This is a genomic window from Kluyvera sichuanensis, from assembly GCF_014218705.1.
In the GTDB taxonomy this organism is placed as follows: Bacteria; Pseudomonadota; Gammaproteobacteria; order Enterobacterales; family Enterobacteriaceae; genus Kluyvera; species Kluyvera sichuanensis.
This window is the reverse complement of record NZ_JABBJF010000014.1, coordinates 86,164-107,957: the sequence shown is the minus strand read 5'-3', so window position 1 is coordinate 107,957 and position 21,794 is coordinate 86,164. Positions and strand designations below refer to the sequence as shown.

17 protein-coding genes and 1 pseudogene are annotated in these 21,794 nt (G+C 55.7%); 8 read left to right on the top strand and 10 right to left on the bottom strand.

The annotated features are described in order from the left end of the window. Positions 1-120: 120 nt before the first annotated feature. The 3 genes from HII27_RS15285 to hglS form a co-directional block, all read right to left on the bottom strand. Positions 121-1,776, bottom strand: coding sequence for a glucan biosynthesis protein D (locus tag HII27_RS15285; protein WP_185668699.1), 1,656 nt, complete (start codon positions 1,774-1,776; stop codon positions 121-123). Positions 1,777-1,889: 113 nt separating this feature from the next. Next, positions 1,890-3,395: a carboxylesterase/lipase family protein gene (locus HII27_RS15280; protein ID WP_185668698.1), complete on the bottom strand. Its 1,506-nt coding sequence runs from the start codon at positions 3,393-3,395 to the stop codon at positions 1,890-1,892. A gap of 46 nt (positions 3,396-3,441) precedes the next feature. Beyond that, positions 3,442-4,785, bottom strand: coding sequence for a 2-oxoadipate dioxygenase/decarboxylase HglS (gene hglS, locus HII27_RS15275; protein WP_185668697.1), 1,344 nt, complete (start codon positions 4,783-4,785; stop codon positions 3,442-3,444). A gap of 227 nt (positions 4,786-5,012) precedes the next feature. Between hglS and pcaH the strand changes: the two genes are divergently transcribed. The 3 genes from pcaH to HII27_RS15260 all read left to right on the top strand — a co-directional run bounded on the left by pcaH (position 5,013) and on the right by HII27_RS15260 (position 7,506). Beyond that, a complete protein-coding gene (pcaH, locus tag HII27_RS15270) occupies positions 5,013-5,753 on the top strand; it encodes a protocatechuate 3,4-dioxygenase subunit beta (protein WP_185668696.1) in 741 nt (246 codons plus the stop codon). After that, a complete protein-coding gene (gene pcaG, locus HII27_RS15265) occupies positions 5,750-6,370 on the top strand; it encodes a protocatechuate 3,4-dioxygenase subunit alpha (RefSeq protein ID WP_185668695.1) in 621 nt (206 codons plus the stop codon). The genes pcaH and pcaG overlap by 4 nt, the downstream gene beginning before the upstream one ends. 212 nt (positions 6,371-6,582) lie before the next feature. Then, a complete protein-coding gene (locus tag HII27_RS15260; RefSeq protein ID WP_185668694.1) occupies positions 6,583-7,506 on the top strand; it encodes a LysR substrate-binding domain-containing protein in 924 nt (307 codons plus the stop codon). Between the two features lie 30 nt (positions 7,507-7,536). On the opposite strand, the gene HII27_RS15255 is transcribed toward HII27_RS15260, so the two are convergent. Next, complete coding sequence (locus HII27_RS15255) at positions 7,537-8,490, bottom strand: lipopolysaccharide core biosynthesis protein RfaZ (RefSeq protein ID WP_185668693.1); 954 nt, start codon at positions 8,488-8,490, stop codon at positions 7,537-7,539. A gap of 426 nt (positions 8,491-8,916) precedes the next feature. Between HII27_RS15255 and HII27_RS15250 the strand changes: the two genes are divergently transcribed. Next, positions 8,917-11,292, top strand: coding sequence for a glucose/quinate/shikimate family membrane-bound PQQ-dependent dehydrogenase (locus tag HII27_RS15250; protein ID WP_185668692.1), 2,376 nt, complete (start codon positions 8,917-8,919; stop codon positions 11,290-11,292). A 95-nt stretch (positions 11,293-11,387) separates the two neighbouring features. Here the strand turns inward: HII27_RS15250 and HII27_RS15245 are convergent, their stop codons facing one another. The 5 genes from HII27_RS15245 to cybB form a co-directional block, all read right to left on the bottom strand. After that, positions 11,388-13,085, bottom strand: coding sequence for a methyl-accepting chemotaxis protein (locus HII27_RS15245; RefSeq protein ID WP_185668691.1), 1,698 nt, complete (start codon positions 13,083-13,085; stop codon positions 11,388-11,390). A gap of 138 nt (positions 13,086-13,223) precedes the next feature. After that, on the bottom strand, positions 13,224-14,342 hold the full coding sequence (locus HII27_RS15240) for an S-(hydroxymethyl)glutathione dehydrogenase/class III alcohol dehydrogenase (RefSeq protein ID WP_185668690.1): 1,119 nt from the start codon (positions 14,340-14,342) through the stop codon (positions 13,224-13,226). 23 nt (positions 14,343-14,365) lie between these two features. Continuing rightward, positions 14,366-14,641: a metal/formaldehyde-sensitive transcriptional repressor gene (locus tag HII27_RS15235; RefSeq protein ID WP_185668689.1), complete on the bottom strand. Its 276-nt coding sequence runs from the start codon at positions 14,639-14,641 to the stop codon at positions 14,366-14,368. Positions 14,642-14,880: 239 nt separating this feature from the next. Beyond that, positions 14,881-15,519 (bottom strand): leucine efflux protein LeuE, encoded by a 639-nt coding sequence (gene leuE, locus HII27_RS15230; RefSeq protein WP_185668688.1) that lies wholly within the window; start codon positions 15,517-15,519, stop codon positions 14,881-14,883. A gap of 70 nt (positions 15,520-15,589) precedes the next feature. Beyond that, positions 15,590-16,117 (bottom strand): cytochrome b561, encoded by a 528-nt coding sequence (gene cybB, locus HII27_RS15225; protein WP_185668687.1) that lies wholly within the window; start codon positions 16,115-16,117, stop codon positions 15,590-15,592. 227 nt (positions 16,118-16,344) lie between these two features. Between cybB and gap the strand changes: the two genes are divergently transcribed. The 4 genes and pseudogenes from gap to HII27_RS15205 form a co-directional block, all read left to right on the top strand. Next, a complete protein-coding gene (gene gap, locus HII27_RS15220; RefSeq protein ID WP_185668686.1) occupies positions 16,345-17,346 on the top strand; it encodes a type I glyceraldehyde-3-phosphate dehydrogenase in 1,002 nt (333 codons plus the stop codon). Between the two features lie 125 nt (positions 17,347-17,471). Further along, complete coding sequence (locus HII27_RS15215) at positions 17,472-18,248, top strand: isocitrate lyase/PEP mutase family protein (RefSeq protein WP_185668685.1); 777 nt, start codon at positions 17,472-17,474, stop codon at positions 18,246-18,248. After that, positions 18,232-19,290, top strand: a complete 1,059-nt coding sequence (locus tag HII27_RS15210) for a bifunctional transcriptional activator/DNA repair enzyme AdaA (protein WP_185668684.1) — start codon at positions 18,232-18,234, stop codon at positions 19,288-19,290. The genes HII27_RS15215 and HII27_RS15210 overlap by 17 nt, the downstream gene beginning before the upstream one ends. A 31-nt stretch (positions 19,291-19,321) precedes the next feature. Beyond that, positions 19,322-20,239: pseudogene (locus tag HII27_RS15205) on the top strand (alpha/beta hydrolase); the annotation flags it as partial. A 13-nt stretch (positions 20,240-20,252) separates the two neighbouring features. On the opposite strand, the gene aldA reads toward HII27_RS15205, so the two are convergent. Further along, positions 20,253-21,698: an aldehyde dehydrogenase gene (gene aldA / locus HII27_RS15200; RefSeq protein WP_185668683.1), complete on the bottom strand. Its 1,446-nt coding sequence runs from the start codon at positions 21,696-21,698 to the stop codon at positions 20,253-20,255. Between the last annotated feature and the right edge of the window lie 96 nt (positions 21,699-21,794).

The window sequence follows — 21,794 nt, the reverse complement described above, 5'->3', positions numbered from 1 at the left end:
CTATGACCGGAAAAGCCGTAGTATTATCCGGATAGACTAGGAAAGTGTTACCTATGTTCCCGGTCTGAAGTGTTACCTATGTATCCGGTCGTACATACGCTCGGCCGGGCTACTGGCGGGTTATTTCATTACGCGGTCGTCAACGTACTGACGCTTGTCCGGCGCTGGCGGGAAGTACTGATATAGCCAGGTTTCGCTGATGGCGTCGCCGCGGCAGCGCAGGAACAGGCGCATGTCCACCGGGTCGGTCGAATCGGACGTTGGGTACCAGTCAAAGAGAATACGGTAGCCGTCGAACGGTTCAACGTAGAGGATCTCAATCTGCTTCGCTTCCCCGCTGGAGAGCGTAATCACCGGCTCGATGCCTTTCGGTGCAGCCGCTTTCAGATCGCCGCCGACAAAGTCGATAGCAAAACGACGAGACCATTTTTCCGGGTAATGCTCGCCCGGTGCCCACCCTTCCGGGAAGCTGCCCATGCCAGTGCGGGTCGCCAGTACGCGAGCCAGTGGAGAACGTACCGGCGGCATCGCGCTCCAGTACAAGCGGTAGCTAAAGTTCAGCGTATCGCCCGCCTTCATCGGTTTTTCCGGCTGCCAGAAGCAGACGATGTTATCGAGCGTTTCACCGGTGGTTGGGATCTCCATCAGGCTGACGGCCCCTTTACCCCACTGGTTACGCGGCTCAACCCACAGGCTTGGGCGTTTGTTGTACCAGCCCATAACGTCCTGATAGTGGGTGAAATCGCGGTCAAGCTGCAGCAGACCGAAGCCCTTCGGGTTTTTATCCTGATAGGCGTTGAACTGCAGCTTCTGCGGGTTATTCAGCGGACGACACACCCACTCACCGTTGCCGAGCCACATCGCCAGGCGGTCGGAATCGTGAATTTGCGGGTGGATGGTGTCGCAGACGCGGCGCTCGTTGTTGCCGCAGCTGAACATGCTGGTCATCGGCGCAATGCCGAGCTGTTTGATGTCTTTACGCGCATAGATATGGTTTTCCACATCCATGATCACCTGCGCTTTTTCGCAGTGCACCACGAACTTGTACGCGCCGGTGACGCTGGCGCTATCCAGCAGCGCGTAGACGGTGAAGGAGGTGTCACCCGGCTTCGCGGTTTCGAACCAGAAAGAGGTAAAGTCAGGGAACTCTTCCAGCGAGTCGGTATAGGTATCAATCGCCAGACCGCGTGCGGACAAGCCGTACTGGTAGGTGCTGTCTACCGCGCGGAAATAGCTCGCGCCGAGGAAGGCAACGATATCGCGACGCGCTAGCTCCGGCGCTTTAAAGACGCGGAAACCGGCAAAACCGAGGTCGGTTTGCCCTTCCAGCTGTTTGGTGTCAACACCGGCGTCGTTGTACTGGAACAGCTCCGGGCGGAAATGAATTTCACGCGCCTGGTGGCTTGATGGGTCCAGCGAGAACATGCGCACGCGACGACGGAAGCCCATCCCCACGTGGAAGAACTGCACGTCCAGTTGGCGCTCTTTGACGTTGTTCCACAGCGAATGTTCAGCGTCGTACTGAATGCTGTTGTAAGCCTGCGGCGTCAGGTTAGCCAGGGTATCCGGCAGCGGGCGCGGTGCGCCACTCCACGGCTGGCGAGAGAGATCGTGCGCCATGGATTGCAGTACGCCGAAATCAAAGCGACGCGTCTGGCCGTCGGCAATGCCGGAGTCCTCTGCCATCGCGGCCTGGGAGAATAGCGATGCGAAACCGGAAGTCCCGCACACGGCGGCAACAGCCATTGAAGATTTAAGAAAGTGTCTGCGGTTCATGCCTGGCAAAGCGTCCTTTTAAAGTCGGAATGCTGCAAAATAAAAACGGCGTTATTGCCGCCCACTCTAGACAAAATTGATTGATAATCCAATTGCTAGCGCAACAAAATCTGTCAATCCAGACTCACATGATGCTTCATTACGCGTTTGAACAGCGCCAGGCGCGCGCGCATAAAGCGATTTTCCACATGGAACCCGGCGAGCTTGCGCAAACCAATGCGTAAAAGCCGGTCGCGACCACGTACGCTGGCGGGCCAGCGTACCGGCCCCGTCAATACGGTATGGCTTGCGCTAGCATCACGAGCGAAGCTGACCCAGTAGTCGGCGACCTGAGCCGCCACCTGGAGATCGCGGGGCGTGACGTAATCGCATGATGGCGTTATCTGCCCCAATGTATCAAAGACATAGGGCACCTCATTGCCATGCCACGCGCCGTGGCGATAGGTGTCGTGCTCGGCCTCGGCAACATAATCAAACCAGTAACGCCAGCAGGGTTGATTCACCCGTTGCTGAGCCTGCATCACCACGTAGCCCAGGGTGGTAAACGCCATATCCCGGCACACCTGACGGCCCAACTCCTCATCGCCTTTCACTCCCGGGTAGAGCAGCTTAATCAGCCCTAGTCCCAGACGGCGCTCGCGGCGTAGTTTTTGGATTTGCTCGGCTAAGTCCACGCCAAATACCGCCATCACGCTGGCTTCATCGCTGTTAGATCCGACCAGCACCGGCATGACGTGTTGCTTTCCGGCAAAGAAAACGTCGAGCATTGGCTGCGGTAGCACCGCATCGCCGACAATCGGAGCGGGGCCAATATTATGAGGTGCAGTAAGCGGCCAGAAAGCCTCGGCGGGAATCTCTCGTAGAGAGTGCGCCGACGCGTTTGGCAGATTAAAGTGTTCGGCCAGCCGTTCGCCGCGAGCCAGCGCGTCGTCACGCGGTAGGTCCGGCAAGGTATAGCCGCTTTGAATGATGGCTTTATGGAACAGACCGATGGCTTTCGGTGAGGTCATTAGCGACAGGACGCTGCGCGCCCCGGCTGACTCACCAAATAACGTGACGTTGTCACGATCTCCGCCAAAGGATTCGATATTCTCCTGAACCCAGCGTAGCGCGGCGATTTGATCCATCAGGCCAAAATTGTACAGCCGTTCGCCATCTTCGCCCTCCAATGCCGGATGAGCAAAAAAGCCGAGATGGCCAAGGCGGTAGTTGAGCGTGACCACAATCACCTCGCGCCGCGCCAGTGCCTTGCCATCGTAAGGTGGTAATCCGCCTGAGCCGATGGTAAAACCACCACCGTGCAGCCAAACCATGACCGGCAGCGGTTTCTGACGCTTAATGGGTGACCAGACGTTCAGATAGAGGCAGTCTTCAGAAAAGCGACCGGGATCGCCGCCCCCCAGCTCCTGACAGTACTCCGCGCTCTGCCAGCTGGCGGCCGAAAAGGTATCCGCCTGGCGCACGCCCTGCCACGGTGAAACCGGCTGTGGCGCACGCCAGCGCAGCGGGCCCACCGGCGGCGCGGCGTAAGGAATGCCGCTCCAGCGATACACATCCTCGTCAACGACGCCCGTTAACGTCCCCTGTCGGGTCTCCACCCGCGTTGCGCTATTCTGCATTCACTCTTCATCCTGGTTTTCTTCACTGCTATGCAGAGTACCTGTTTCAGAGCAGACCGCAACGACGTTTGCTGCGCAGCGACGCCTCCTCATACAGGCTAAATTCGTCCAGTACCTGGCGCCCCAGCGCCGCTTCAAACGCGTCGCGACTGGCGTTGCCGTGGGCGCGTGTCTGCCCATCGCCGCCCAGATTAGACTGGAAAATCCCCGCCGCGCTGACCGGCAGAAAATCTTCATAGGTGATGGGCTGAGCGATAATCCAGCCGCGCTCGATAAACGGCTGCGGGTCATCGCCCGGATGAATCGCCTGCCGATGGGCGTCGCCGGTCGGCGTTAAGCGGTAGCGGAACCAGGCCAGCCCCTGTTGGCGCAGTAAGAATTCGCTGTCCGGGAAGGCTTTGAACACCTCTTGCAGATGCTGCTGGTGACTCAGGTTATCTTTGCCCACGCCAGCCTCACTCAACAGCTTGTCGTACAAAGCCCGACCTTTAGGCGTTAGCGCGATCCCGCGCTGCTCAATTTCACCAAAACGCGCGGTGTGCGTGCCGCTCGACTCACCCGCAAACTGCACCGGCTCTTCCAGCGCTTTAAAGCTGGTCTGGCGCAGTAGCAACGGTACCGATCGGCGCGGCGGGCCTTCAATCACCGCCTTCGGTTCCATGCCGTAGTCGGACATCAGTTCCTGGGCGCGGTCAATATCCAGCGTGCGCGGCGTGAGGTGGTTAATGTGGCAGCCGGGGAAGCAGACCACATCAGCAATCAGCCGGTGCTGCTGGTGCAGCGCCTGGTAGGTTTCTTTATCCACGGTGGTATGTCGATGCCAGCGGAACGTCTCCAGCGCTTCGCGGACAAACGCCTGCGCCTGCGACGCAGTGAATCCGCCCTGCTCGTCATGGAGATCCATCAGCGCCCGGCAACGCGGGGTAAAGATATCGCGCTGGGCGAGGATCTGCGCGGCTTTCTGGCGCAGTGCCGGGTCGTCAATCAGCTCAAGGCGCAATAAAGAGGTGAAAATACGGAACGGATTGCGCTGCAGCGCCGCATCCTCCACCGGGCGAAACGCCGTTGAATGTACCGGCACGCCAGCCACCGACAGATCGTAATAGCCCACCGGCAACATTCCCATAATGGCAAACATCCGGCACAGCGTAGCAAGTTCCTGTGCTGTGCCGACGCGAATCGCGCCGTGGCGTTCAACGTTGAGGCGCGCCAGTTCGTCCGCGTTAGCCAGCTGTTCATACAGACGCGTGTTATTTTCCAGTACCGCCAGATTGACGTCAGCCACTAATGCCAACAACGTCCCATATTGCGGAACTTCTTGCTGATACATCGCTGACATCGCTTGTGAAAACTCTTCCCGAATATCATCTGCCGAAAGGGTGTGCGCCATGATGCCATGTCTCCTGTGGATATATTTGCAGTGTAGGAAAGGCCATGGCGCTATGCGGTAAGAATTTACAAACTGTGATCGCGGCAACTGACTGAACTTATTGAGCGAATGGTTCTGATTACATAACCAGAGGTTATTTAAAATGCACCTTAAATTCACTTTAAATTAACAATGCATTTACACACACTGTCTGTGGCAATAATAAAATACCCTACACGGAGCCACCTATGAGCACGAAATGGTCACCGCAAGAAGTGATTCACCGGGATTACAACAATCATCCCCCGGCTTACGCCCCAGGCTATAAAACCAGCGTCCTGCGTTCGCCGCGTAACGCCCTTATTTCGCTACAAAATTCACTGTCAGAAATTACCGGCCCGGTCTTTTCGCAGCAGGATCTCGGCCCGCTGGATAACGACTTAATTCTCAACTACGCCAAAGACGGCCTACCCATTGGCGAGCGGATTATCGTTCACGGCTACGTGCGCGACGGCTTCGGTCGGCCGCTGAAAAACACGCTGGTAGAGGTGTGGCAGGCTAACGCTGGCGGGCGTTATCGTCATAAGAAAGACCAATATCTGGCGCCGATTGACCCTAACTTCGGCGGCTGTGGACGCGTGTTGACCGACGAAAACGGCTACTACTTCTTCCGCACCATCAAGCCCGGCCCGTACCCGTGGCGCAACCAGGCAAGCGACTGGCGTCCTTCACATATTCACTTCTCCATTTTTGGCGAAGCCTTTGCCCAGCGCCTGATTACCCAGATGTACTTTGAGGGTGACCCGCTTATCAAGCAGTGCCCTATCGTCAAAACCATCAATAATGATGATGCCGTTCGCACGCTGATTGCGGAGCTGGATACTCACGCCGCTGTGCCGCTCGACTGTCTGGCCTATCGTTTTGATTTGGTGCTGCGTGGACAACGCGCCACGCTGTTTGAAAATCGCACCCAGGGGGCTGCACGATGAAAGACTATTTACCGGAAACCGCCTCGCAAACCGCAGGCCCATATGTACATATCGGTCTGGCTCCGGACGCTGCTGGCTTCCATATCTTTGAAAAGAACTTCGGCGCTACGCTTGCCAACAGCCATACGCCCGGCGAACGCATCGCCATTGAGGGGCGCGTGTTTGATGGTTCCGGCACGCCGGTGCGCGATGTGCTGATTGAAATCTGGCAGGCCAACGCCGCCGGGCGCTACAACCATGTGGCGGACCAGCAGCAGGAAAAAGCGCTGGATGAGGATTTCCGCGGCTGGGGTCGCGCCTGCTCTAACTTTGATAGCGGCGTGTGGCGCTTTGACACCATTAAACCCGGCCAGGCCGTGGGCCGCGATGGGCGGATGATGGCTCCGCACGTCAATCTGTGGATCGTGGCGCGTGGGATCAACATCGGCCTGAATACGCGGATGTATTTCTCCGATGAGCAGGAGGCAAACGCGAAAGACCCGGTGCTGAATTTGATCGAATGGGAAGTGCGTCGCAAGACGCTGATTGGGCACAAAGAGACGCGCGGTAACGAGACGGTGTACCGTTTCGATATCTATTTACAGGGTGAGAACGAAACGGTGTTTTTTGATCTGTAAGGCCGGTGCGCTTTCCCCCGGCGTCGCTTCGCTCGGCCGGGCTACTTTGCGATAGGTAGCCCGGCCGAGCGAAGCGACGCCGGGACTATCGACAACCCCAACAAATCACTTGTCTGTTAAACCGCACAAATGTTAATAATAATTTGCTAGCAAGTTATCAAATTTAAACAACATCACTTGTCACCCGTACCGCTCTGTTTTTAACATCGCCTATGGAAAAAAATGCTCTCTTTAGTCAGCGCATTCGTCTGCGCCATCTGCACACATTCGTAGCCGTCGCCCAACAGGGAACTTTAGGGCGTGCGGCTGAAACCCTTAATTTAAGCCAGCCAGCGCTCTCCAAGACGCTCAACGAACTCGAGCAACTTACCGGTACTCGCCTCTTCGAACGCGGCCGTTTGGGCGCACAGTTGACCCTCGTCGGTGAACAGTTTTTAACCCATGCGGTGAAAGTACTTGATGCGCTGAATACCGCCGGCCAGGCGTTAATTCGTAAAGAAGGTGTTAACAATGATGTGGTACGCATCGGTGCCCTGCCGACGGCTGCCCTCGGCGTATTACCTGCAGTAATAGGTCAGTTCCACCAGCAGCAAAAAGATGTGACGCTCCAGGTTGCCACCATGAATAACACCATGCTGCTGGCCGCCCTGAAGTCCGGGGATATCGATCTGGGGATTGGCCGCATGTCTGACCCGGAGCTGATGACCGGGCTGAACTATGAGCTGTTGTTCCTGGAGTCATTGAAGCTGGTGGTACGCCCCGATCACCCGCTATTGCACGAAAACATTACCCTGAGCCGCGTACTGGAGTGGCCGGTAGTGGTGTCACCAAAAGGCACCGTCCCGCGCCAGAATGCGGAAACCTTGCTGCAAAGCCAGGGCTGTAAAATGCCTGCGGGTTGTATCGAGACGCTCTCCGCCTCGCTCTCGCGCCAGCTTACCGTCGATTACAACTATATCTGGTTTGTGCCTTCCGGCGCGGTGAAAGACGATTTGCGTCGCGGGGTCCTCACCGCCCTGCCAATCGCCACGCAGGGCCAGGGAGAGCCCATTGGTATTCTCACGCGGGTGGACACCCCGCTTTCAGCCGGTGCGCAAACGCTGCTTAGCGCGGTTCGCAAATCAATGCCTTCCTGATCCGGTGACTGCGGCTCAGCAGAGCCGCAGTCACCGGATAGCCTTTTCGACCCTATCCCAGCGCATCTTAGGGAAAGCGCCAATCGCACTGTCTGGTGATAAATTGATAACCTGAATATTATTCAGTTCACAATACGATCTTGCTGATATAAAAGCGCTGCTGATGGCAGCGAAATCTTTGTCCAGCCCCGTCGAGAGTTTATCGTTTTCCGTTTCATAAAAACGAGGCGCATTAAAGTTATTCATATCGAGCCCAACGATATAGATCCGTTTGTAACCTAATACGCAGGCAATCTGAAGCGCAGGGTATGCGACTGTTCCATAATCAAAAATGGCTTTATCAATATTGTCAGCAAAACCAAAATCATTAAAAAAATGGAAGCTTTCATCATTATAATCAATAGGTGCCAGCGGTGAAAGAAATCGAGAAATCCCTACCTGCGTTGCTACTTCAAAGATTTTAATATGACAGTGAATGTCTTTCTTACTGATATGCGTAAAGATCGACTCCAGACTGGAGTAGGTACAAAACAGGATCATATTTCTTGTGGCAACAATCTCTTTCACCAGTGCCATTCGATCTAATACAAACGTTCTATCAATAATCACATACCAATCATAATCAATTGTTTTTATGGAAAAAGCCCCATTAACACCAAGATAGTCAAACGTATCATCAAAAAACGTTCTTTCGATATGTTTAACCGATGGGCCAGTGGCCATAATGATCAGCGGTTTCGCTCTTTGCGTTGTTTTCAATACAATGCTTTCTATTTCCTTCCGTTTATAATAAACCTTGTCAATACCTCCAGATGTTTTTCTAACCACCTTAAAATAAGGCCACAGATTTTTATTATGATGATATTTTTTTGAATGCGTTGTTCGGTATAGTGTTTTGCACATCCATTTAAAGAATGAATCAATCCCTGTCATAAAAATGATATCCATAGATACTTCGATAATAATTAAAGTAAAACGATACATTCAGATAGCGCCATGGTGGTACCGCATAATACACCCACACTAACTCAGTGAGTTATTAAAATACTATCGCGCAGATATAAGCATATTATCAGCGTGGAATGCCGCCACAGAAACGTTATAAATTAAACCTACAGAATTGGATTGCCCCTTACAAAACCGTGCTGCTCCCCCTTCTAAAGCGACAGCTCCTGCGCTCAACGCCTTGGCCATAAACAATTAATGCGAAATTATTTTTTAACAATTGCGCAATGCAATTTAACAGATCTATCATATCCATAATTTAACCAAATGGTTCATTTATGGTTTCATTACTAAACTAGATTCGTCACTTAGAAACTCATTTTCGCTTCATTCAAAACAAAAGCACGAACCAAAAAAACCATTTGGTTCAATCGTGCCCACTTTTGCTGTTTTAAGGAGAACGGTATGGCAACTGGCAACGTGCCACGAGGATTCCCACGAGTCCTGCAGTGGCTTCTTATCGCGCTGATGTTGATCGTCGGCCTGGCTATCGGGGCGCTGGGGGCGAAGCTCGCCAGCGTCGGCGGTTCCTGGTTCTTTGCCCTGATGGGGCTAGTGATGGTGGTGAGCGCCATTCTGATTGCCCGTCAGCGTCGCGGCGGGATCGTGCTGTACGCACTGGCGTTTATCGTGGCGGTCGTCTGGTCAATCAGCGACGCAGGCTGGGATTTCTGGCCGCTCTTCTCGCGCCTGTTTACCTTTGGCGTGCTGGCGTTTCTCTGTGCGCTGGTGTGGCCGTTTATGTCGCGCGTTCAGCCCGCGAAAAAAGGCCCGGCCTTTGGCCTCGCCGCCGTGATTGCCGTCGTGCTGTTGGTCAGCATGGGCGGTATGTTCAAGCCGCAAACGCTGGTTTCCGCCACCGAAGCGGTGCCGGTTAAACCGGTGACGCCCGGCGATGAGCAGAAAAACTGGGAGCATTGGGGCAACACCACCCACGGCGACCGTTTTGCCGCGTTAGACCAGATCAATAAGCAGAACATCGATAAGCTCCAGGTGGCATGGGTTGCTCATACCGGCGATATTCCGCAAAGCAACGGTTCAGGTGCGGAAGATCAAAATACCCCGCTGCAGGTCGGCGACACCCTCTTCGTCTGCACCCCGTACAGCAAAGTACTGGCGCTGGACGTTGACTCGGGCAAAGAGAAATGGCGCTACGATTCGAAAGCCACTGCGCCTAACTGGCAGCGCTGCCGTGGTCTGGGGTACTTTGAAGATAACGCGTCCGTTAACGCGCAGGCACCAGCAACTCAACCTGCCGCCTGCCCTCGTCGTCTGTTCCTGCCGACCACCGATGCGCGTCTTATCGCTATCAATGCTGATAACGGTAAAGTGTGCGACGACTTTGGCGACCACGGCGTGGTTGATCTGAGCATCGGGATGGGCGATATCAAGCCGGGCTACTATCAGCAGACCTCTACGCCATTAGTGGCGGGTAATGTGGTGATCGTGGGCGGCCGCGTGGCCGATAACTTCTCCACCGGCGAACCGCCGGGCGTAGTGCGCGCATACGATGTGCATAGCGGTAAACTCGCGTGGGCGTGGGACCCAGGTAACCCTAACCTGACCGGCCTGCCGCCAGAAGGGATGACCTATACCCGCGGTACACCAAACGTCTGGTCCGCGATGTCTTACGACGCGAAACTGAACCTGGTCTATCTGCCGACCGGTAACGCCACGCCTGACTTCTGGGCCGGTGAACGTACCGCACTCGACGATAAGTACAGTTCCTCCATCGTGGCGGTAGATGCCACCACCGGTAAAGTGCGCTGGCACTATCAGACCACCCACCACGACCTGTGGGACTTTGACCTGCCGTCGCAGCCGCTGTTATACGACCTGCCAGATGGTAAAGGCGGCACCACGCCGGTACTGGTCCAGACCAGCAAGCAGGGCATGATCTTTATGCTCAATCGCGAAACCGGTGAGCCGGTAGCCAAAGTCGAAGAACGTCCGGTTCCGGCAGGCAACGTGCCCGGCGAACGCTACTCGCCGACTCAGCCTTACTCCGTTGGCATGCCGATGATCGGCAACGAAACGCTGAAAGAGTCCGATATGTGGGGCGCTACGCCGGTTGACCTGCTGCTGTGCCGCATCCAGTTTAAAGAGATGCGCCATCAGGGTATTTTCACCCCGCCGGGCGAAGACCGTTCCCTGCAGTATCCTGGCTCACTGGGCGGGATGAACTGGGGCAGCGTGTCGGTTGACCCGAACAACAGCCTGATGTTCGTCAACGATATGCGTCTGGGTCTGGCAAACTACATGGTGCCACGCGCCAATGTGGCGAAGAATGCCAGCGGTATCGAGATGGGGATTGTACCGATGGACGGTACCCCGTACGGCGCCATGCGCGAGCGTTTCCTGTCACCGCTGGGTATTCCTTGCCAGAAACCGCCGTTCGGCACCATGTCTGCGGTGGATCTGAAGTCAGGGAAAATCGTCTGGCAGGTACCGGTTGGTACGGTTGAAGATACCGGGCCGCTGGGGATCCGCATGCATATGCCAATTCCTATCGGGATGCCTACGCTTGGCGCGTCGCTCTCGACGCAGTCCGGCCTGCTGTTCTTCGCCGGTACTCAGGATTTCTATCTGCGTGCGTTTGATACCGCAACCGGGAAAGAGATCTGGAAAGACCGTCTGCCGGTTGGCAGTCAGTCTGGCCCAATGACCTATGTATCGCCGAAAACCGGCAAACAGTACATCGTCATTAACGCGGGTGGTGCGCGCCAGTCACCAGATCGCGGTGATTACATTATTGCCTACGCATTGCCGGACAGTCATTAAGCCGAATGTCCGTCACATATTCGGTGACGGAAACCGATGCCTCGCCACCTTTACGGTGACGAGGCTTTTTTATTTGCAGGTCGAATGGCTCTCGCTTAAAACGTTTCCCAGTTATCCGCACCTGCGGTAGCTACCGCCGGGCGAGCGGGGTTAAAGGTGGCCTTTACTGTCGCTTTGGCCGTTTCAACGCGTTCGCTGGACTGTAAGCGGAAGGTACCAACTGCTTCGGTTAAGCGTGCCGCCTGTTCTTCCAGTGAAGCCGCCGCCGCAGAGGCTTCCTCCACCAGCGAGGCGTTTTGCTGAGTCACGTTATCCATCTCGGTGACCGCCTGGCTCACCTGCTGAATACCGCGATTCTGCTCGTCAGACGCAGCCGCAATCTCCAGCATGATATCGGTCACGCGTTTTACCGCATCCACAATATCGGTCATCGTGGTGCCCGCACGTACCACTTCGCCTGAGCCACGTTCAATCAACGTCACTGATTCACTGATCAGCCCCTCAATCTCTTTTGCCGCCTGGGCGCTACGGCTTGCCAGCGTGCGCACTTCACTCGCTACCACCGCAAATCCGCGCCCCTGTTCACCCGCACGCGCCGCTTCCACCGCCGCGTTCAGCGCCAGAATGTTAGTCTGGAAGGCAATACTGTTGATGACCGAGGTTATCTCAGAAATTTTCTTCGAGCTGGTCGAAATGCTGCCCATCGTCGACACCACGCCGGAGACCAGTTGGCCGCCGCGCGTTGCTTTGCCCGACGCGTCCTCCGCCAGTTTGCTGGCATGATGGGCGTTCTCGGCATTCTGTTTCACCGTTGCGGCTAACTGCTCCATACTGGCCGCCGTCTGTTCAATCGCTGCCGCCTGCTGCTCGGTTCGAGAAGAGAGATCGGTATTGCCGGCGGAGATTTCGCTAGTGCCGCGATAAATTTCTTCTGCTCCTTGACGCACGCTGCCCACGGTCTGCACCAGCGCGTGCTGCATTTTTTGCAGATGGCCGTTGAGCTGGCCAATCTCGCTGCGCCCTACCGGTTCATCCGGCATCGTCAGGTCACCATTGGCAATCTGCGCAATGCGCACGCCCGCGCGCTGCAGCGGCAAGATCACCACGTTACGCAGGGTGGTAAAGGTGACGATAGTCATCAGCACCGCCAGCACAAATGCACCGATCATAAATATCACGCCCAGACGAGTACGGTCGTGAGCCAGCTCGGCAAGCTGGTTGGCGCGAGCGGTACGAATAGTAATGACCTTATTGCGTACATCGTTGTACGCGTCGTCGAACGCGCGCGCCTGCTCGCTTTCATAGTTAATGATGGCTTCAAACATGCCGTTTTTGGCGTATTTCAGCATCGGCGCCATCCCTTCTAAATAGGCGCTGTAGCGCTGATTCATTTCGGCATCCAGCGCTTCGTCCGCCTGCGTTTTCACGCTACGGTTAACGTAGAGCTTAAACCCATCCTGAGAGCGTTTGATTCTGTCTTCTGCCGCCGCCAGGTTTTTCTTCATGCTCTCCATTTCAGCAATACGGCTGTCCGCACCGGCGTGAATCATCATGATTCGGGCTTCGCGCAGATAGTTGGCGCTGTCGGAAAGCCCCACGCGCACCTGAAGCTCCTGGGTAACGTCGCGCTGGTCGTTATCGGCCTTCCACATAAAATAGCCCGCCAGCCCTGAACTCAGCGCGAACAGTACCAGAATGCCGCCCAGTACCGAGCCGAAAAACGGCACCAGACGGATATGATGTAAGAAGCCGACCTTTTGTGCGCGACGCGGCTGCGCGGATTTTTTTTCCATGAGTGACTCTCTTGTACTTGAGGTAAGTAATAGAGTCATCGGCCATTAGCGCTGATTTGTTATCAGCAATGGTGCAAAACGCAAGGCGGGTCACACTTCGGAGAACCAGCGGGACAATCCCGCTGGTTAGGGGGAGGATTATTTATCGCCGAAATGAATGACGGTACGGATAGATTTCCCTTCGTGCATCAGATCAAACGCTTCGTTGATCTGGTCTAACGGCAGACGGTGGGTAATAAACGGGTCGAGCTGAATTTTGCCCGCCATCGCCTCTTCCACCATGCCCGGCAACTGGGTACGGCCTTTCACGCCGCCGAATGCTGAACCACGCCATACGCGACCGGTCACCAGCTGGAACGGACGGGTTTTAATTTCCTGACCCGCACCAGCCACGCCGATGATAATGCTTTCGCCCCAGCCTTTATGGCAGCATTCCAGCGCCGAACGCATCACGTTGACGTTGCCAATACATTCGAAGCTGAAGTCCACGCCGCCGTCGGTCAATTCAACGATCACGTCCTGAATCGGCTTATCGTAGTCTTTCGGGTTGATAAAGTCGGTTGCGCCCATTTCACGCGCCAGGGTGAATTTTTCCGGGTTCGTGTCCACGGCCAGAATGCGCCCGGCTTTTGCCTGTACCGCGCCCTGAATTACCGCCAGACCAATACCGCCGAGGCCAAACACCGCCACGGTATCGCCCTCTTTCACTTTCGCCGTGTTGTGTACCGCGCCGATACCGGTGGTCACACCGCAGCCCAGCAGGCAGACTTTATCCAGCGGCGCCTGCGGGTTCACCTTCGCCAGTGAGATCTCCGCACAGACGGTGTACTCGCTGAAGGTGCTGGTGCCCATATAGTGATAAATCGGTTCGCCGTTGTAGGAGAAACGGGTGGTGCCATCCGGCATTAGCCCTTTCCCCTGAGTGGCGCGTACCGCCTGGCACAGGTTGGTTTTGCCCGATTTACAGAACTTACACTCGCCGCATTCTGCGGTATACAGTGGAATAACATGGTCGCCCGGCTTGAGGCTGGTTACCCCTTCGCCCACTTCAACGACCACGCCGCCGCCTTCATGGCCAAGCACCGCCGGGAACACGCCTTCAGGGTCATCTCCTGACAAGGTGAATGCATCGGTATGGCAAACGCCGGTATGGGTGATTTTGACCAGCACTTCGCCTTTTTTCGGCGGCGCAACGTCAATTTCCACAATCTTCAGCGGCTGACCTGGGCCAAACGCAACTGCAGCACGTGATTTCATAACTCTCTTTTCCATTATGGGGATTATTTTAAATAGGACCGAAGCAGGTGACCGACCTCAGCCATGCGCAGCGCCCGCTGATCCGGCGTGGTTTCACCGCTGACCAGTTCATCTTTAAGGTGCATTTCAACCATCTCGCCCATCAGGCCGTTAGAGGCCCCGCGAATCGAGGCAATCTGCTGCAGGATGGTCAGGCAGGAGTCACCCGATTCCAGCGCGCGCTCCAGCGCTTCAACCTGCCCTTTAATACGGCGCACTCGGCTTAATGCCCGTTTTTTGTCTTCGAGTGAATGCGGCATAGCTCCTCCGATAGTATAGGGGGGTATACTATCAATCTCATTGTGTCGATGTAAAATAAATGTTTTATTTTTTTCAAATGCGCGAAAGAGCATATCGCAAGCGGCGCGGGATTACGCTTCCAGAGCTCTAAGTTTAGACGTTTATTACGGGGATGTGATGGCCGGCCTGCGCCGTTATCGTGATGTGAAAAGGAATAAAACAGACAGGCCCGATAAGGGTTACCGGGCCTGGGAAGTTATCAGGACTGGAGCGTTGCCAGACGCGCGGCAAAACCGACAAACACCAGGCCAATCAGGCTGTTACCGATTTTCGCCAGTTTTTTACGCGTTTTCACATAGCGCGTCACCAGCGAGCCAGAGACAATCAGGAAGCTCAGGTAGGTAAAGCTCACCAGCTCCAGCGTCACCGCGAGAATAAAGAACGCCAGGCCCGGGGTTGTCGCGTGAACGTCAATAAACTGCACGAAGAACGACACGTAGAACAGGATCGCTTTCGGATTGGTGAGGCTCAGCGTTAACGCACGCTTGAAGATAGCGTGGCCCGGTTCTGCCGCTTCATCGTGTTCGGCATTTTGACGTTTCAGCGTACTGTAGAGCATCTTGCCGCCGAGATAGAGCAGATAAATGGCCCCCAGGTAGCGGACAATATTAAACAGCACCGGCGTGGTTTTAATCAGCGTGGCGACGCCCGCAAACGAAAGAGACATCAGAACGGCATCGCCAATAAACACCGCGAGCGCCGCCATATAGCCTTTGCGGATACCGTGCGATACGCCGGTCTTTAGCACGAAGAAGGTATTCGGCCCCGGCACCAGAATAATAAAGATGGCCCCGAGCAAATAGGTCCAGTAATTAAGTACACCAAAATCTGCGAACACCCTGTTCTCTCCACTCATACGTCAGACATAAGACTTATGGTAGCGCAGAGCCCAGGGAGTTGAAAGCGTGTTAACGCTTGCGCGGCATCATGCGCAGCAGCGTATTGTCCTTCCAGATATAGTGGTGCGCCAGCGCGGCAAGCGCATGCAGACCAATCAGCCAGTAGCCGAGGTTGGCGAGGAACACGTGATAGTGTTTAAGCGTATCGACGAGGTCAAAATTCCCCTCCGCCGCGTGCGGCATGGTGATACCAAACGCCAGCCACGGGTTACCACGGTTGTACATCATGATAAGACCAATCAGCGGCAGCACGATAAACAGCAGGTAGATAGCCAGGTGTCCCAGGTGCGCCATGCCGGTCATCATCGGCTTTGGCTTCGGCACGATTGGCGGCGCCGGGCGCTTCAGGCGAATCAGCAAACGCGCCACCATCAGCACCAGTACGCTAATCCCGCAGGAGACGTGGATCATGTTAATAACCGGACGGTCGCTGCGGGGGAAAAATCCGCGTAGTTCCATCGCCGCATAAGCCACCACCACCAGCAGAAAGACCAGCCAATGGATGGCAATTTGTAAGCGGGAATATTTATCGTTCATCGCCAAAATACTCTGAGAAGTAACATAAAAAAGCAAAATAGCCGCGATTCATTAAAATTTCATTAACTTTTTCAAATCGATACAAATTAAATTTTCGCGACAGCGTTGCCCTTCCCGGCACGCTGAACTAAGCCTGGACAGGTGAAATACATAAACCACACTTATTCATTGAATCGATCTGACGTACGCGTATTGGGCTGACATCCCATCACTGACAGGAGAGCACCATGAGTAAAATTGGCATTAACGGGTTTGGGCGTATTGGTCGTCTGGTTCTGCGCCGTTTACTGGAAGTATCCAGCAGTCATGAAGTGGTCGCAATTAACGATCTCACCTCCCCCAAAGTTCTGGCTTATCTATTAAAGCATGACTCCAACTACGGTCCGTTCCCGTGGAGCGTGGATTACAACGATAATGCGCTGATTGTGAATGGTAAAACCATCACCGTTTACGCCGAAAAAGAGGCGCAAAACATTCCCTGGACCGCCCAGGGCGCTGAACTGATTGTCGAATGCACCGGTTTCTACACCTCGACGGAAAAATCGCAGGCGCACATTGATGCCGGGGCGAAAAAAGTGCTGGTCTCCGCCCCTGCGGGCGACATGAAAACCCTCGTCTTTAACGTCAACGACGATACGCTGAACGCCAGCGATAAGATTATCTCCGTCGCCTCGTGCACCACCAACTGCCTGGCGCCAATGGCCAAAGCCCTTCACGACGCATTTGGCATTGAAGTCGGTACCATGACCACCATTCACGCCTACACCGGCACTCAGTCGCTGGTTGACGGCCCGCGCGGTAAAGATTTGCGCGCCTCACGTGCGGCTGCGGAGAACATCATTCCGCATACCACCGGGGCTGCCAAGGCCATTGGCCTGGTGATCCCCGCGCTGAGCGGCAAGCTGAAGGGCCATGCCCAGCGCGTGCCGACCAAAACCGGCTCGGTAACCGAACTGGTCTCTATCCTGGGTAAGAAAGTGACCGCCGAGGAGGTCAACCAGGTGATGAAGAACGCGGCGCACAACAATGAATCATTTGGCTATACCGAAGAAGAGATTGTCTCTTCCGATATCATCGGCACCCATTTCGGTTCCGTTTTCGATGCCACCCAAACCGAAGTGACCGAGGCAGGCGGCCTGCAGCTGGTTAAAACCGTCTCCTGGTACGATAACGAATATGGTTTTGTGACCCAGCTGATTCGCGTGCTGGAAAAATTCGCCAAAATGTAACGCCTCAGGCGGGCGGCATCATGCCCCCGCCGTCTTCCCTGTCAAAAAATGGTCGTCCGATTTTCGGTTGCTGGCGTTTTGCTCGTCGCGGCACACTCCGCTGGCACACACAATCGGAGAACCTCATGAACTTCAACCAATTGCACCATCAAACTCACCCGCTGCTTATCGCTAACGTTTGGGACGTGCCCAGCGCGCTGGCGGCCCAAAACGCAGGGTATCAGGCGATGGGAACGTCCAGCGCCGCCATGGCGGCGATGTTGGGCTACGCCGACGGCGAAGGTCTTCCTTTTGCCGAACTACGCTATCTGGTCAGCCGTATTCGCGCCTGTACGTCATTACCACTCAGCGTGGATATGGAAGCTGGCTATGCTGACTGCGTCGATGGCATTGTGGAGAATTTGCTGCAACTGAGAGCGCTTGGCGTGGTAGGTGTGAATCTGGAAGACAGCCGGGTTCACAACGGTGTACGACGCCTGATAGATACTGACTGTTTCGCTCATCAACTGCGAGAGATCCACAAAGCGCTCAACGCCAGTGGCTGCCCGCTCTTTTTAAACGTGCGTACCGATGCCTTTCTGCTCGGTGAACTTGATGCACTACAAGTGACACTGTCACGCATTACTCACTATGCGGCAAACGGTGCCGACGGGCTGTTTGTGCCGTGCGTCCACCGTTTGCAGGATATTGCCACTCTGGTCCAGCAAACCACCCTACCACTGAACGTGATGGCGGTTCCCGACCTGGCCGATTTCGCCACGCTGGCAGAACTTGGAGTACGTCGCATTTCAATGGGTAATGCGGTACATAGTGCAATACAAACCCAGCTAAACGATCTACTGTTAACCCTTCGCCATCAGCCGTCCTTTGCAGGAGTCTTCGACGATGAAAGTCACCGATAGTGCCCAGTGCGACACCTGGTACCAGGCACTGCTAGCGCGGGCGTCGGAGTATACCGGCGTTTTCTACGTCGGGGTAAAAACCACCGGGGTGTTCTGTATTTCGGTGTGCCGCGCACGAAAACCGAAGCGTGAAAACGTGGAGTTTTACCGTGATTTCAAGTCGGCGCTGGACGCAGGCTTTCGCTCCTGCAAGGTATGCCGCCCTACCGAAAACGCCTGCAGCGCACCGGATTTTATCGAGCAGGCGCTGGCTCTGGTGCGGCAAACGCCGAAAGCGCGCGTCAGCGATACTCAGCTTCGTGAACACCACCTCAGCCCGGAGCGCGTCCGACGCTGGTTTTTGCACCACCACGGCATCACCTTTCAGGCGTTCCAGCGGATGCAGCGGGTTAACGTTGCCCTGCAGGAGTTGAAAAGCGGGCGCAGCGCCACGGATGTGGCTTTTGATAGCGGCTACGAGTCGCTTAGCGGCTTCGGCTATACCTATAAAAAGCTCACCGGCCACTCTCCGGCAACGGTCCAGCAATCGCTGTTGATTCACCGCTTTACCACGCCGATTGGGCCGATGTTCGTCTGCGCCAGCGAACGTGGGGTGTGCCTACTTGAGTTTGTCGACCGCCGGATGCTGGAGACCGAATTTAGCGACATCCAGCGCCTGCTGAATGCCCGCATTATCGCCGGGCAAAATGATCATACCCGACAGGCTGAAAAAGAGATTAGCGAGTATTTTGCCGGACAGCGTCAGCGCTTTACCCTGGCGCTGGATACGCCCGGCAGCGACTTTCAACGCCGTGTCTGGCAGGCATTGTGTTTGCTACCCTGCGGTGAAACCACCCACTATCAGGCGCTGGCCGAAACGCTCAACCAACCGACCGCCGCCCGCGCCGTTGCGGCGGCCAACGGCGCGAATCGTATTGCTATCGTCATTCCCTGCCATCGGGTGATTGGCAAAGACGGCAGCATGACCGGCTACGGCGGCGGCATTGCCCGTAAAGCCTGGCTACTGGAACACGAGGCAAAAATAGCCCGCGTGGAGAGATAATCCGCGCGACATCAAACCGATTGAGGATGCCATGAACGCAACGCCCAAGGATCTATTACTAACACGCATGGCCCAGGCAGCCCGCACGTCCACCACTTTCCCCCTCTGGCCCGGCGGCGATGCACCGGGTGCCAGCACCAGTACCGTAACGCCGGTGCTGGAAAGCGACCACACCGGCAGCAGCGCGTGGGATCGCGCGGTCACCGGCGTTCGTGCACCGCAAATAACGGTGTTTCAGCCAGACAATCCCAACGGCGTGGGGATTCTGGTGACGCCTGGTGGTTCCTATCAGCGCGTGGTGCTGGATAAAGAAGGCACGGCGCTCGCCCCCGACTTTACCGCTCAAGGCTATACGCTATTCGTGATGACCTACCGCATGCCGGGAGACGGTCACCAGGAGGGTGCCAATGCCCCGCTGGCGGACGTTCAGCGCGCCATACGAACCCTCCGCAGCCAGGCCGCACGCTGGCAGATTTCGCCTGACAAAATCGGCGTTCTCGGTTTCTCCTCTGGCGGGCACGTGGCGGCAAGCCTGGGGACGCGCTATCTGGAGAAGGCCTATCCGCCGCTGGACGAGATTGATGAGTTTTCTGCCCGCCCTGATTTTATGGCGCTGGTCTATCCCGTTATCAGCATGGACGAGGGGTTCGGCCACCCTGGTTCGCGCCGTGCATTGCTTGGCGATACGCCAGACCCGACCCAGCGTGCGCATTACTCATTGGAAAAACGCGTCGACCGCCAGGTGCCGCCAACCTTTTTGTTGCATGCGGTCGACGATCCGGCGGTGAAGGTGGAAAACAGCCTGGCGCTGTTTAATGCGCTGCACGCGCAGCAGGTGCCGGTGGAGATGCATCTGTTTGAACAGGGGCGGCACGGGTTTGGTATTCGTGACGCCGAGGGGTTGCCGGTCGCGGTGTGGCCACGGTTGATGATGAACTGGATTGCGACGCCGGGAATAGCACTTAGCCCTGCGTTTGCAAATAGACCATCTGCGTTTGCAGGTATTCATTCAGCCCATGCTTGCCGTCCGCCCCGCCGATGCCGGACTTACGCCAGCCCGCATGGAAACCCTGCATCGCTTCAAAGTTCTCGCGGTTGATATAGGTTTCGCCAAACTTGAGGCCGCGCACGGCTTTCATCGCCTGGTTGAGGTCGCGAGTATAGACCGATGAGGTCAGGCCGTAATCGCTGTCGTTCGCCATTTTCAGCGCCTCATCCAACGTATCGAACATCACTACCGGCAGCACCGGGCCGAAGGTCTCTTCGTGCATGATGCTCATCTCCTGGCGCACATCCAGCAGCAGCGTTGGTGGGTAGAAATAACCGGCACCGTCTACCGCTTTACCACCTAACACCACCTTCGCGCCCTGAGCGACGGCTTTCGCCACTTTCTGCTCTACGCGCTCCAGCGCGGCGGCGTTAATCAACGGCCCCATCGCAATATCGTTGCGTTTTGCCGGGTCGCCAAAGGCCACGGCCTTCATCGCTTCACCCAGTTTATTGACGAAGCTATCGTAAATCCCTTTCTGCACATAGACGCGCTCGGCGCAGTTACACACCTGCCCGGTGTTAATCACGCGCGAGTCGACAATCGCTTTCACCGCCAGCTCAAGATCGGCATCATCCAGCACAATCGCCGGAGCTTTGCCGCCCAGTTCAAGTCCCACTTTGGTGATATTTTTTGCCGCCGCCGCCATGATTTTCTCACCCGCGGCCACGCTGCCGGTCATGCTGACCATCGCCACCTTCGGGTTACCCGCCAACTCCTGGCCCACGGTTTCCCCGCGCCCCAGCACCAGGTTGAAAACGCCTTTCGGCAGGCCAATTTTATGAACAATTTCAGCAAAGGCGATGGCGTTATTCGGCGTAAACTCGCTTGGTTTGATAACGATGGTATTACCGGTAATCAGTGCGGGTGCCATCTTGCGGGCAATCAGGAAGAACGGGAAGTTCCACGGCAGAATCCCGGTGGTCACCCCCAGCGCACGTTTAAAGACAAAGATATTTTCACCGGGGCGATCGCTTTGCAGGATTTCCCCTTCGTAACGACGCGCCCACTCGGCCATGTATTCGATATAGTCAGCGGTGAAACCCACCTCAACCTCGGCCAGCTGTTGAATTTTGCCACCTTCGGCAACAATCATCTGGCTAATCTCCGCCGCGCGTTCGCGAATGCCTGCGGCAATTTTACGCAGCCATCCGGCACGTTCAATCGCTGGCAGCGCTTCCCAGGCTGGCTGCGCGCGCTCAGCGGCATCAATTGCTTGCTTCGCGTGCTCGGCATCACCATCAGGAATACGGGAAAGACACGCTTCGGTTGCCGGGTTAATCACATCAATCCAGCTATCGCCCTGCCAGCTGACGAACTGACCATCGATATACATCGGGTGTTGTACGGGTGACGTCATGAGCTGCTCCTGTCTGTGTTAGGTCATTAACAAGTAAAAATATTGTTAAATACATATACACTCTGGCAACTTTTCCAACCGATTATGTCTGTTTCT